17 protein-coding genes are annotated in these 9,845 nt (G+C 62.7%); 11 read left to right on the forward strand and 6 right to left on the reverse strand.

Features of this window, described 5'->3' with window-relative positions:
• From HMPREF2924_RS15700 to HMPREF2924_RS36990, 5 genes are all read right to left on the reverse strand, one after another.
• A partial coding sequence (locus HMPREF2924_RS15700; protein ID WP_070700562.1) for a transglycosylase SLT domain-containing protein occupies positions 1-507 on the reverse strand: 507 nt, incomplete at its 3' end.
• Positions 504-662: a hypothetical protein gene (locus HMPREF2924_RS35910; protein WP_003094227.1), complete on the reverse strand. Its 159-nt coding sequence runs from the start codon at positions 660-662 to the stop codon at positions 504-506. The genes HMPREF2924_RS35910 and HMPREF2924_RS15700, both read right to left, overlap by 4 nt.
• Positions 663-664: 2 nt before the next feature.
• Positions 665-961: a putative holin gene (locus HMPREF2924_RS15705; RefSeq protein WP_003152187.1), complete on the reverse strand. Its 297-nt coding sequence runs from the start codon at positions 959-961 to the stop codon at positions 665-667.
• Between the two features lie 151 nt (positions 962-1,112).
• Complete coding sequence (locus HMPREF2924_RS36210; RefSeq protein WP_010791819.1) at positions 1,113-1,616, reverse strand: hypothetical protein; 504 nt, start codon at positions 1,614-1,616, stop codon at positions 1,113-1,115.
• Between the two features lie 16 nt (positions 1,617-1,632).
• The gene (locus HMPREF2924_RS36990) at positions 1,633-1,971 is read right to left on the reverse strand and encodes a helix-turn-helix domain-containing protein (RefSeq protein ID WP_015649395.1); all 339 of its coding nucleotides are present in this window, start codon (positions 1,969-1,971) and stop codon (positions 1,633-1,635) included.
• Between the two features lie 106 nt (positions 1,972-2,077).
• Between HMPREF2924_RS36990 and HMPREF2924_RS15715 the strand changes: the two genes are divergently transcribed.
• Positions 2,078-2,308: a DNA-binding protein gene (locus HMPREF2924_RS15715; protein WP_003142304.1), complete on the forward strand. Its 231-nt coding sequence runs from the start codon at positions 2,078-2,080 to the stop codon at positions 2,306-2,308.
• A gap of 284 nt (positions 2,309-2,592) precedes the next feature.
• Here the strand turns inward: HMPREF2924_RS15715 and HMPREF2924_RS35915 are convergent, their stop codons facing one another.
• Positions 2,593-2,817 (reverse strand): hypothetical protein, encoded by a 225-nt coding sequence (locus HMPREF2924_RS35915; protein WP_015649394.1) that lies wholly within the window; start codon positions 2,815-2,817, stop codon positions 2,593-2,595.
• 123 nt (positions 2,818-2,940) lie between these two features.
• Between HMPREF2924_RS35915 and HMPREF2924_RS15725 the strand changes: the two genes are divergently transcribed.
• The 10 genes from HMPREF2924_RS15725 to HMPREF2924_RS15770 are packed head-to-tail and all read left to right on the forward strand — an operon-like array spanning position 2,941 to position 9,758.
• On the forward strand, positions 2,941-3,429 hold the full coding sequence (locus tag HMPREF2924_RS15725; RefSeq protein WP_010791820.1) for a hypothetical protein: 489 nt from the start codon (positions 2,941-2,943) through the stop codon (positions 3,427-3,429).
• Positions 3,422-3,682, forward strand: coding sequence for a hypothetical protein (locus HMPREF2924_RS15730; RefSeq protein WP_003142306.1), 261 nt, complete (start codon positions 3,422-3,424; stop codon positions 3,680-3,682). The genes HMPREF2924_RS15725 and HMPREF2924_RS15730 overlap by 8 nt, the downstream gene beginning before the upstream one ends.
• Positions 3,679-3,993 carry a hypothetical protein gene (locus HMPREF2924_RS15735; protein ID WP_003142307.1) on the forward strand — a complete coding sequence of 105 codons (315 nt, stop codon included), beginning with the start codon at positions 3,679-3,681 and terminating at the stop codon, positions 3,991-3,993. The genes HMPREF2924_RS15730 and HMPREF2924_RS15735 overlap by 4 nt, the downstream gene beginning before the upstream one ends.
• Positions 3,994-4,002: 9 nt before the next feature.
• Positions 4,003-4,977, forward strand: a complete 975-nt coding sequence (locus HMPREF2924_RS15740) for a hypothetical protein (RefSeq protein ID WP_023101705.1) — start codon at positions 4,003-4,005, stop codon at positions 4,975-4,977.
• A 3-nt stretch (positions 4,978-4,980) separates the two neighbouring features.
• Positions 4,981-6,765 carry a DDE-type integrase/transposase/recombinase gene (locus HMPREF2924_RS15745; protein WP_016852442.1) on the forward strand — a complete coding sequence of 595 codons (1,785 nt, stop codon included), beginning with the start codon at positions 4,981-4,983 and terminating at the stop codon, positions 6,763-6,765.
• Positions 6,765-7,931 (forward strand): ExeA family protein, encoded by a 1,167-nt coding sequence (locus HMPREF2924_RS15750; RefSeq protein WP_016852441.1) that lies wholly within the window; start codon positions 6,765-6,767, stop codon positions 7,929-7,931. The genes HMPREF2924_RS15745 and HMPREF2924_RS15750 overlap by 1 nt, the downstream gene beginning before the upstream one ends.
• A gap of 1 nt (position 7,932) precedes the next feature.
• The gene (locus HMPREF2924_RS15755) at positions 7,933-8,274 is read left to right on the forward strand and encodes a hypothetical protein (RefSeq protein ID WP_016852440.1); all 342 of its coding nucleotides are present in this window, start codon (positions 7,933-7,935) and stop codon (positions 8,272-8,274) included.
• A complete protein-coding gene (locus HMPREF2924_RS15760) occupies positions 8,271-8,555 on the forward strand; it encodes a hypothetical protein (RefSeq protein ID WP_014603990.1) in 285 nt (94 codons plus the stop codon). Before HMPREF2924_RS15755 ends, HMPREF2924_RS15760 begins: the two co-directional genes overlap by 4 nt.
• Positions 8,555-9,235: a hypothetical protein gene (locus tag HMPREF2924_RS15765; RefSeq protein ID WP_070700565.1), complete on the forward strand. Its 681-nt coding sequence runs from the start codon at positions 8,555-8,557 to the stop codon at positions 9,233-9,235. The genes HMPREF2924_RS15760 and HMPREF2924_RS15765 overlap by 1 nt, the downstream gene beginning before the upstream one ends.
• Entirely contained in the window at positions 9,225-9,758 is a 534-nt protein-coding gene (locus HMPREF2924_RS15770) for a hypothetical protein (RefSeq protein WP_016852438.1), read from the forward strand. Before HMPREF2924_RS15765 ends, HMPREF2924_RS15770 begins: the two co-directional genes overlap by 11 nt.
• Positions 9,759-9,845: the final 87 nt, after the last annotated feature.

The raw sequence follows: 9,845 nt of genomic DNA on the forward strand, positions 1-9,845 counted from the left end.
GTTGAAGCGCTCGACGGAATCGAACCAGGCCAGCGGGTCGGCGCCGGATGCCGAGGCCAGCCTACGGTCGCGATTTACCCACCCCTGGCCGCCGTTGTAAGCGGACAGTACGAATGCCCAGCGATCACACTCGCTGGAGGCCTGGTTTCGGTCGTAGAGCCAACGGTCGTAGGTGACCAGCGCGCGCAGTGCCCAGCCAGGATTGAACGGCTGATTGGTGCCGAGGGCGGTCGGATACAGGCCGGCGATCCACTCCGCGGTTCCGGGCATGAACTGCGCCAGACCCTGGGCACCAACAGGCGAGCGGGCATCAGCACGCCAACGGCTTTCTTGGTGAACCTGTGCGGCAAAGGTGGCGATCGGTGCCGACAGGCCCCATTCAGCATGGGCGCTGCGCACCAGGGTGCGCCGGTACTGCTCGGCGGCAGTGGGGATGCGATCCGTCGCGAAGGCCGGCTGGCAGGCGCTCAGCAGGCCCAGCAGGCCGAGGGTGAGCAGGCGCTTCATCCGAAGAAGCCTCCCCACCACACCAGGGCCGTCATCGCGATCACGTCGAACACGCGCTGCTTGAAGCTGATCACGTTGGTGAGGCCATCGCACGCATAGGACGTAACCAGGACCACAGCGGCCAGCACGATCCAGATGATTTGCGGGGCGCCCATGGTCAGAGCCCCAGCGTCAGGCCGAGGATGCAAGCCAGTACGATCAGCCCACGGCGCAGCCAGGCGCCCACGACAACCAGATTGGCTGAGCACTCATGCGGGCGAGCCACGTAGGGAAACAGGCTGCGATCGATCCAGTAACCGGCCACCGCGCCCAGGGTCACTAGGACAAGTTTGTAGGCGACGACCTGGAGCTGCTCCGGGCGAATCGCGGCGAGGATGATCAGCAGGACGAGGGTGACCAGCGTCCAGCTGGTCATACGCGGCGCGCGGCGGCGCCGGGGTTGCGGCGATGACATAACGATGCTCCCGATGGGGCGGCCATCCTTGGCCTGACTGAAGGTCCTACCTGCAAGCAGGTGTGACGATCATCCCCACGGGGGAGCAGAGTGTATTTTGGAAGGAGCGAAAACCAATCCGAGGGAAATTCGCCGCCTTGGCGTTCCGTTTTTATTGCCCCGTAATTTCTCGGTATCGCCGCTGGTACTCCTCGTAGGGCAATTGCATACGGTTCAGCTCGTCGAGCTGGGCGTCGACAGAACGCGCAGAAGCTGATGCGGGCCCGTCTGGGGCATAGGCGCGTGGTGGCGCGTACGGCTGCTGAGCTGGGGCCTCAGCCTCATAGGCATAGGTGCAGCCGCGCTGCATCTTGGCACCTGCCAACTGGGTCAGGCGCTGATTGGCACTGTCGACTGCTGCGTCCTTCTCCATCAGGTTGCCGATCCCGAAGTCGCCCAGGAAAGACAGCACCGAGCGTCCGTCGAACTCGCTCTCCTCACGCACGTGGGTCAGGAAGCCCTGAACCTTGGCCTGTTCCAGGTCAATCTCGCGGCAGCTCATGGTCTGCCGTTCGAAGTCAGTCAGTTCCGGCTGTCGGCCATAGTTTTTCGTGGAGCATCCGGCCACCGATAGGCTGACCAACATCACTGCCCCAAGCAGTACTTTGAAATCCATTCCTCCCCCTTATTCATCATCCTGCTTTCTTACCAGTGCGACGCGCGAACGCATCGCTCGTCGCCTTGAGTGCGGCCTGAGCGTCGGGCGGGCTATGCCGGTAGTTGTCCAGCAGGATGCGCTCGTCAGGTGCTAGCTCAGCGGGACTAGGCTGCGCTCCTCCTCCGGTCAGAATCCAGCCAGGATCAGCCCCGAAACAGCTATGCAACGTTAGAAGTGATGCTCCGTCAGGCAGCGCCTCATTGCTTTCCCAGCGCGCAACAGTTTTGCGATTCACCCCAAGGCGCTCCGCAAACTCCCCCACGCCTAGTCCACCGCGTATTTGTCGGATCCGATCCCCGATGCTTTGAGGCATAAAAGTCCCTTGACTATGGGACTTTGATGTCCCAATATCAATTCACACCAAAGCACTGCACATGCATTGGTTTATTAGCAATCTTTCAGCAGATAGGAACCCCGTCATGAACGTCCCGTATCCGCTCCCCACTCGCACGCCGTACACCGGCGAGCGCGTTAAGGAACTCTTCCGCGCCGCCGGTATAACGATCTCGGCCTGGGCCGAGGCCAACGGCTATCCCCGTCACCAGGTGTACATGGTCATCAACGGCCAGTTCAAAGGCCGCCGCGGCACCTCCCATGAAATCGCCCTGAAGCTCGGCATGAAGCTCTCCGTCGAGCAACTCGCCGCCTGAGAGGAGTACAGCCATGCCTCGCTTTCAGCCGCCGGTCGAGCACATCGACCTGACTCCCGCTCCGATGGACACCTGGCGCGCCGCGCTCGATGCTCTGATCGCCTGCGCCCCTGGTGATACTTCGGACATCGCCTGGCACCTGGCCGATGCTCACCAGAGCAGCCTCCTGTTGGTGGACCGGACCGTAGCATCGCCAGGCGCCGAGCGCCTGATCGATCGCCTGATGCTCATCAGCGCAGGTCGGCTGCTCAACCATCGCATGAGCCGCGAAGAGGCCCACCAGATCAGCTTCCGCCTGCTTGAGCACGCTCGGCAACATACCGCAGCACACCAGCCAGATCCCGATGCGGCATCTGCCATGTCTCGCCCGACTGCGCGTCAGCCAGCGTCTCCAGGTCACAGGCAAGACCTTGCAGGTCAAGGCCGTGATCAATTGCCAGACGACGTGCCAGGGCAACAAACGCCGAGCGCATCGACGCATCAAGAACCAGGTGATCGGGGGTAGTCATGTCTGTCTCTCCGACGAGGGTGAATGTACCCCATCAGGCTGGCGTTGTCGCAATGGCTTTGCCAATGGTGAAAACAGCTATTTGTTTGGACGACGACTACTGGGGCTTCTGGAGCACCATCCAATGAAGCGCCGGAATTGGAAGCACTGGGTGCCGCGCTCGCCGGCCGAAGCGCTGGACGGCTGTGCGCAGTTGGCCATGCAGCGCTACAACCGCGGGATCGAGCGGCTTGCCACAGACCATCTGTGCCAGAACAACGCCAGCACCCTCTACAAATGGATGGGCAATGGCCGCCTGCCGTTGACCATGGTGCTGTCATTGGAGAAAGCCTGCGGCCTGCCGCTGATCACCCGCTACCTGGCCGCCGCTCACGGCAAGCTCCTGGTCGACATCCCGGTTGGCAAGGCCTGCAACGCCAACGACCTGCAGCAACTGCAGGGCGTGCTGCACAACGCCACCGGCGCGCTGATGGCCTTCTACGACGGCAAGCAAACCGCCGAACAGACCCTGGACGCCATCCGCGCCGGCCTCGAATCCCTCGCTTGGCACCACGGCAACGTCGCCCAGGCAGAAACCCCGCAACTGGACTTTGGAGTGGCTGACGATGAGTGAGTCCATCAACCTGCAGGCGCTGCTGCAGCGCCTGGACGAGCAAGCCTATGAGCAGCTCTGCATCGAAGCTGCGCGCCTTGCCGAAGAGAACGAGTACCTGCGCACCGAACTGACCCGCATGGAGGAATGTGCCGAAGGGTGGTGCAACGAGGCCCAGCATCTCCACCAGCAACTGGCGGAGGCCACCGGTGGCCAAGCCGCTATCACCCAGTCCGGCGCCTTGGTCGTCATCCCGATGGAGCGCTGCGCATGAGCACCGAAAAATACCGCTCCGAGCAGGTCCAGCGAACCCTACGGGTCATGCTGGCCCTCGCCGCCAACGAATTCCGGGGGCTGCTGCTGAAGGAGGTGGCGGTCGCCGCCGAGTGCGACGCCAGCGCCGCCCTGCGCGCCCTGGAAAACCTGCGCATCGCCGGCTTGGCCGACCGCAGCCCGCATGACGACAAGCGCTGGCTGCTCGGACCGCGCCTGGTCCAGGTGGCCTTTGGATTCGACGAAGCCCTGCGCCGCGGCCAGGACGAACTCAACGAGCGTCGCCAACGCTACACCCGTCTCCCGAACTAAGGAAATCCCATGGCCCGTAAAGCATCCCCCGTGAAAGTGGAATCCATACCTGAAGTCAACCAGCAGGCGTACCAGGCCGAGGCAGGCGCGCTGACCATGCTGGGCGACATTGCCCAGGGCATGCATGAGGAGCGCGACCTGGTCAACCAACTGCTCGGCCAAGCGCAGATGGCAGGGGCGTTCGAGGAATTTTCCCGAACGGTTCGGACTTCCAAGCTCGCTTACGTCAAGGAAAACAAGCTCTACCGTGCCATTGCCGGGAAGAAAAGTCCGAACGGTTCGGAGTTTTCTGGCACTTGGGACGAGTTCTGCTCGTTGCTCGGCATCTCTGTCGACAAGGCAAACATGGATATCGCCAACCTCCGCACTTTCGGCGAAGAAGCCCTGGAATCCATGTCCCGCATGGGCATCGGCTACCGCGAGCTGCGCCAGTGGCGAAAGCTGCCCGATGACGCCCGTAGCGCCCTGATCGAAGCGGCCAAGCAGGGCAACAAGGACGCCGTCGAGTACCTGGCCGAGGAACTGATCGCCACCCACACCAAGGAAAAGGCTGCCCTGGAGAAGCAGGTCGAGGATCTACGGGCGGACAACGAAGCCCTGGGCGAGCGCATGGCACGCAAGTCCCGCGAGCTGGACGAAACCGTCCACGAACTGGAAAAGACCAAGCGGCGCATCCAAACCATGAAGGCGGATGAGGCCGAGAAAGAGCTTCGCCAGGAGGCAACGGCGATCGCTTTCGAAGCCGAGGCCGACATCAGCGGCAAGCTGCGCGAAGCCTTCTCCGTCATGCTCGACCACGCCGAAAAGACCGGTACCGACCCCCGCACCTTCCAGGCCGGTCTGGTGCGCCACCTCGAAAAACTGCTCCTGCAGATTCGCGAAGAGTTCCAGTTGCCCGACGGCGAAGCCCCCGATGACATCAGCGAATTCGGCTGGATCGAGCAAATGGGCAAGTCCCAGCCTGCAGGCGTGGCTGAGGACTGAGCCATGAGCGCCGTCATTACTCAAGCCCTGGTCGATCTGGAGCGCGCCCTTCGCGCCGCCCCACGCGGGCAGCGCGTAGAGATTGCCCAGTCGACGGCCCAGCGGCTCGACATGTCACTCGCCACGCTTTACCGCAAGCTGAGGGAGGTCACCGCAGACAGCAAGCCCCGCAAACGCCGGAGTGACGCCGGCACCAGTGCCCTGAGCCGGGAAGATGCCCTGACCATCAGTAGCGCGCTGATGGAGAGTGCGCGCCGCAACGAAAAGCGCCTGTATAGCCTGGAGGATGCGGTGGAAGCGCTACGGGCCAGCAAGATGATCCGGGCGGACGTCGTTGACGAGGACACGGGCGAGATTCGGCCGCTGTCCATCAGTGCGATATCCAGGGCTCTCTACAGCTTCGGGGTTCATCCCCAGCAATTGCTGCAGCCTGCTCCGGTAACGGAGCTGGGCAGTTGCCACCCCAACCACGTTTGGCAGATCGATGCCTCGCTGTGTGTTCTTTATTACCTCAAGCCCGGCGCCGACGAGCACGGTAACGGCCTGCGCGTCATGGAGCATGACCAGTTCTACAAGAACAAGCCGAAGAACGTGGCCCGCATCGCCTCCAACCGGGTCTGGTCGTACGAGATCACCGAGCACGCCAGTGGCTGGATTTACCTGAAGTACGTCATGGGGGCCGAGAGCGGTGAGAACCTGTGTGATGTGCTGATCGACGCCATGCAGGAGCGCGGTGGCAACGACATTCTGCACGGCGTGCCGAAGATTCTGATGATGGACCCAGGTTCTGCCAACACCTCGGCCATGGCCAGGAACCTTTGCCGTGCGCTGCGCATCCGCGTCATCGTTCACAAGCCCGGTGCCGCGCGGGTGACTGGCCAGGTGGAGAACGCCCGGAACCTCATCGAGCGCAAGTTCGAGGCGGGACTGCGCTTCCAGCCTGTCGCCGATCTGGACGAACTGAACGCTGCCGCCAAGACCTGGCGCGCGTGGTTCAACGCCGCGAAGAAGCACTCCCGCCATGGGATGACCCGCTCGGAGGCCTGGATGCGCATCCGTGAGCACCAGTTGGTGAAAGCGCCCAGCGTCGAAGTATGCCGCCAGTTGGCAATCGCCGAGCCGGAGAGCCGCAAGGTCACTAGCAAGCTGCGCGTCAGCTTCCAGGGAACCGAATACGACGTCTCGGTCGTACCTGGCGTGATGAACGGCGAGAAGCTGATGATCACCCGCAACCCCTGGCAAAGCGATGCCGCCCAGGCGATCACTTTCGACCAGGACGGCCATGAAGTCTTCCACGTCATTCCGAGGATCGAGAAGGACAACTTCGGCTTCGACGTGCGCGCCCCCATGATCGGCGAGGAGTTCCGGCCGCATGCGGAGACGCCTGCACAGAAGGCTCGCAAGGAAGCGGCCCGCCTAGCCATGGGCGTCGATACCGATGCCGAAGAGCAGGCCGCACGCAAGGCCAAGGCCATTCCGTTCGGCGGGAGGCTCAAGCCCTACCAGCACATCGAAGACGCTCAGTTGCCGACCTTCATGCCACGCAAGGGCAGCGAGCTGCAGCTCGACGTGACGTTGCCCACCGTCGAGAGCAAGCCACTGAGCCACCCGGCAGCCGCCAAGATCCTCCGAGCGCGGCTGGATGGCGTCTGGAGTCCCGAGTCGATGCTCTGGCTCAAGTCCAACTACCCCGACGGAGTACTGGAGGACCAGCTCGACAGCATCGTTGAGCAGTTGCAGGCGGCGTCCAGCCGGCCCGCGCTGCGCGTTGTGGGAGGTAACTCGTAATGCTGAAGCTCAAGGAAGTCCTGGCCAGCCTCGGCAAGCCGCAGACCGATCTGGCCCGTGCGGTCGATCTCAGTCCGGCGGCGATCGCTCAACTGATCAACCACAGCCAGTGGCCGAAATCGCTGGACCAGCAGCAACTGGCCTGGCGGATCACCGAATACCTGATGGCTCAGGGCGCTCAGTTCGACACCGTGCGCCAGGCCTTCGACGAAGTGGGGCCCCGACGCAGCAACGTCGGGGCCCCTGCAACCCCCGAAGACGCTCAAGAAAACGAGGAGTGCGAACCCATGCTAATGCGCAAACAGGTATTGCTGCCAGCCACGAAGAAGGCTTTCGACATCCGTCGCGACCCCTTCGACGAACTGCACAGCGCCGACGACATCTTCATCAACGCTGATATCCGCTATGTACGCGAGGCGATGCACCAGGTCGCTATGCACGATGGTTTCCTGGCAGTGATCGGCGAGTCAGGGGCGGGCAAGTCCACCTTGCGCCGAGATCTGGAGCATCGACTGGAAGGCAGCCCGGTGACGGTCATTCAGCCATACGTGCTGGGGATGGAAGACAACGACACCAAGGGCAAGCCCCTCAAGAGCGAGCATATCGCCGAGGCCATCCTGGCGGAGATCGCGCCAGACCAAACGCCGCGGAACAGCTCGCAGGCCCGCTGGGCGCAACTGCACAAGGCTCTGAAGGCCAGCCACACCGCAGGCTCGCGCCACCTGCTGATCATCGAGGAGGCACACAGCCTATCGACCCCGACGATCAAGCACCTCAAGCGCTACCGCGAACTCGAACTGGGCTACACCAAGCTGGTGTCGATCATCCTGATCGGTCAGCCCGAACTGCTCATCAAGTTGTCGCCGCGCAACGGCGAAGTCCGAGAGGTGGCCCAGCGCATCGAGATCGTCGAGTTGCCGCCGCTCACGGTCGGCGGGCTGGAACAGCACCTGGCGTTTCGTTTCGAGCGGGTTGGCAAGGCACTGAGCGATGTGATCGATGCATCCGGCCTGCAGGCCGTCATCGAGAGGCTGGGGGGCGTCAAGGAAAACAAGCCCAGCCTGCTCTATCCGCTGGCCATCGGCAACCTGGTGAAGGCCGCTATGAACTATGCCGCGCTCGTCGGCGAGCCGCGCGTCACTGCTGACGTGGTTCGGGAGGCCTGACATGAACGTCGTACCGATCACTGGCCGCCTCCCTGAAGAGCAGCCGAAAGCTACCCATCTGCCGCTCTGCACAGTACTGACGCCAGAGCTGGCCCGCTGCCTGGAGGCCGTCAACAGCGCCACCCGCGCCTTGCGCCAGGCCGGCATTCCGATTGAGCAGACGTCGGTGCTCGATCGCCGCCTGTTCATCCGCGAAGAGGATTCGCTGCGGCTGCACCGCCGCTTCCGCAACGCCATCCGCGGTATTCGCCAGACCACTCACGGGATGGTCACCGTCCATGTCGTCAGCCTGCTCGGTGTTGACGTGGCCTGGACGACCCCGGTGAAGGAGCAAGACCAATGACTGTCATCACCCATGCCTACACCCCGCTGATGGACGTTGATTCCATGAGCGAAGAGGACTGCCGTCTGGCCCTGAAGGATGTTCTGCAGGATGGCTTCGCGAAGGACCAGCAACTGGTTGAGCTGAAGACTGGCATCCACAAGCTGGACAGGATGCTGGTCAAGCTCATCGACCTCTTCATCGCCGGGGACTTCTCCAAGCTGCATGCGGAGCTGCAGAGCATGGCGGCCTACCTCCAGGAGCAGCGTGCCGCCCAGAAGTCGGCAAGGAAGGTGCACTGATGGACAGCAAACTTTCCGCTTCCATGGCGGCGCTGCGCAAGGTCGTAAAGAGCCCACATCCGGCGATGTTCTGGCAGGAGACCATGGGGCACGTCGCGATGGTCCTGGATCACCTGCAGGAATTGATCAGTGATGGCAGCACCGCTCCAGCCATCGAGGTTCAACCCGGCGATCACTCGGAACTTCGCCGCATTGCTGTCGCGCTCAAGAACCCACTGCTGAACGGCCAAGAGGCCTCGGACCTGATGGTCCGCTACGAGGCTCTGACCATGCCCGATCACATCATCGCGCTGATCGATGGGCTGCCTCAGCACGTTCTGGATAAGCAATGCCGCGACGACGTGGCGCGTGCGCTGGGATTGTGTCCGAACCAAGAGCGCGGTTTCGCATGGTCCTACCTGCTGACATCGATCAAGTCGTGCGTGAAAGCGTCCGAGGATACCTGCCGGGCTCAGCACAGTGTGCCGGCGGGGTGGAAGCTGGTGCCGATTGAGCCGACCCCGGAAATGCTGGACGCACGCCGCGACTGCGAGGACGGAATGGACGGGTATCTCGTTGAGGATACCGAGTACTACTTCCCGGATCGAGGTGCGGTTCGCGACTTCCTGGCATGTGTCTATCACGGCATGCTCGCTGCCGCGCCAGCGCCCTCGAAGAGGAGCGCTGACGATGAGCGTTGAAGCGTACATCCGCGGCATGGCGGCCCGTGGATTTAGCCGCTCGGCCGCCGCAGCGGCACTCGGGATGCACTGGGTCAAGTTCATGGACCTGCTCGAACGCATGCCAGATATCGAGTGGGGCTATCCCTACAAGTCCTTTGACCGCCGCAGGCATGCCAAGAACCTGAAGGGATACCGGTTCCGGGATAGCGAAGGACGCCAACGGTCGGTGGCGGCCTTGCGGGCTGTCAACCAGGCGAGACGGCATGAGTACACCGTCTTTGGCGTCACCGACAGCTTGAGCAACCTGGTGAAGCGCTTCGGTTGTGTCGCCAAAAGCACTGTGCAGAAGCGCTTGGCCAAGGGCATGTCCATCGAGCAGGCGCTTACGACGCCTCGCTCTGACCATCTTTCTGGCTTGAAGCGTAAGCCAGAGAGTCATCCCTGGAAGCGGGCTGACCGTCGAGGAGTGATCAACCACCGTGAACGCCAACTCAAGGCGAAACGGGATCAACGTCAAGCGGAGGAACGCTTGCATGGCTGATGTTCTGGAAATCGACTGCCCCGCGTGCAGCACGCCGTACCCCGAAATCACCGCAGGCTCTGCAGCTCATGACCCGAGCCTGATCGA

Origin of the sequence: Pseudomonas sp. HMSC063H08 (genome assembly GCF_001813645.1) — a bacterium.
Classification (GTDB): Bacteria; Pseudomonadota; Gammaproteobacteria; order Pseudomonadales; family Pseudomonadaceae; genus Pseudomonas; species Pseudomonas aeruginosa.

What these genes read in the sequence shown, in the direction of transcription:
- HMPREF2924_RS36990 (WP_015649395.1), bottom strand. Translation starts at nt 1,971, where the DNA reads ATGCCTCAAAGCATCGGGGATCGGATCCGACAAATACGCGGTGGACTA.
- HMPREF2924_RS35915 (WP_015649394.1), bottom strand. Translation starts at nt 2,817, where the DNA reads ATGACTACCCCCGATCACCTGGTTCTTGATGCGTCGATGCGCTCGGCG.
- HMPREF2924_RS15760 (WP_014603990.1), top strand. Translation starts at nt 8,271, where the DNA reads ATGACTGTCATCACCCATGCCTACACCCCGCTGATGGACGTTGATTCC.
- HMPREF2924_RS15730 (WP_003142306.1), top strand. Translation starts at nt 3,422, where the DNA reads ATGAGTGAGTCCATCAACCTGCAGGCGCTGCTGCAGCGCCTGGACGAG.
- HMPREF2924_RS15735 (WP_003142307.1), top strand. Translation starts at nt 3,679, where the DNA reads ATGAGCACCGAAAAATACCGCTCCGAGCAGGTCCAGCGAACCCTACGG.
- HMPREF2924_RS15705 (WP_003152187.1), bottom strand. Translation starts at nt 961, where the DNA reads ATGTCATCGCCGCAACCCCGGCGCCGCCGCGCGCCGCGTATGACCAGC.
- HMPREF2924_RS15715 (WP_003142304.1), top strand. Translation starts at nt 2,078, where the DNA reads ATGAACGTCCCGTATCCGCTCCCCACTCGCACGCCGTACACCGGCGAG.
- HMPREF2924_RS15770 (WP_016852438.1), top strand. Translation starts at nt 9,225, where the DNA reads ATGAGCGTTGAAGCGTACATCCGCGGCATGGCGGCCCGTGGATTTAGC.
- HMPREF2924_RS36210 (WP_010791819.1), bottom strand. Translation starts at nt 1,616, where the DNA reads ATGGATTTCAAAGTACTGCTTGGGGCAGTGATGTTGGTCAGCCTATCG.
- HMPREF2924_RS15745 (WP_016852442.1), top strand. Translation starts at nt 4,981, where the DNA reads ATGAGCGCCGTCATTACTCAAGCCCTGGTCGATCTGGAGCGCGCCCTT.
- HMPREF2924_RS15765 (WP_070700565.1), top strand. Translation starts at nt 8,555, where the DNA reads ATGGACAGCAAACTTTCCGCTTCCATGGCGGCGCTGCGCAAGGTCGTA.
- HMPREF2924_RS35910 (WP_003094227.1), bottom strand. Translation starts at nt 662, where the DNA reads ATGGGCGCCCCGCAAATCATCTGGATCGTGCTGGCCGCTGTGGTCCTG.
- HMPREF2924_RS15755 (WP_016852440.1), top strand. Translation starts at nt 7,933, where the DNA reads ATGAACGTCGTACCGATCACTGGCCGCCTCCCTGAAGAGCAGCCGAAA.
- HMPREF2924_RS15740 (WP_023101705.1), top strand. Translation starts at nt 4,003, where the DNA reads ATGGCCCGTAAAGCATCCCCCGTGAAAGTGGAATCCATACCTGAAGTC.
- HMPREF2924_RS15725 (WP_010791820.1), top strand. Translation starts at nt 2,941, where the DNA reads ATGAAGCGCCGGAATTGGAAGCACTGGGTGCCGCGCTCGCCGGCCGAA.
- HMPREF2924_RS15750 (WP_016852441.1), top strand. Translation starts at nt 6,765, where the DNA reads ATGCTGAAGCTCAAGGAAGTCCTGGCCAGCCTCGGCAAGCCGCAGACC.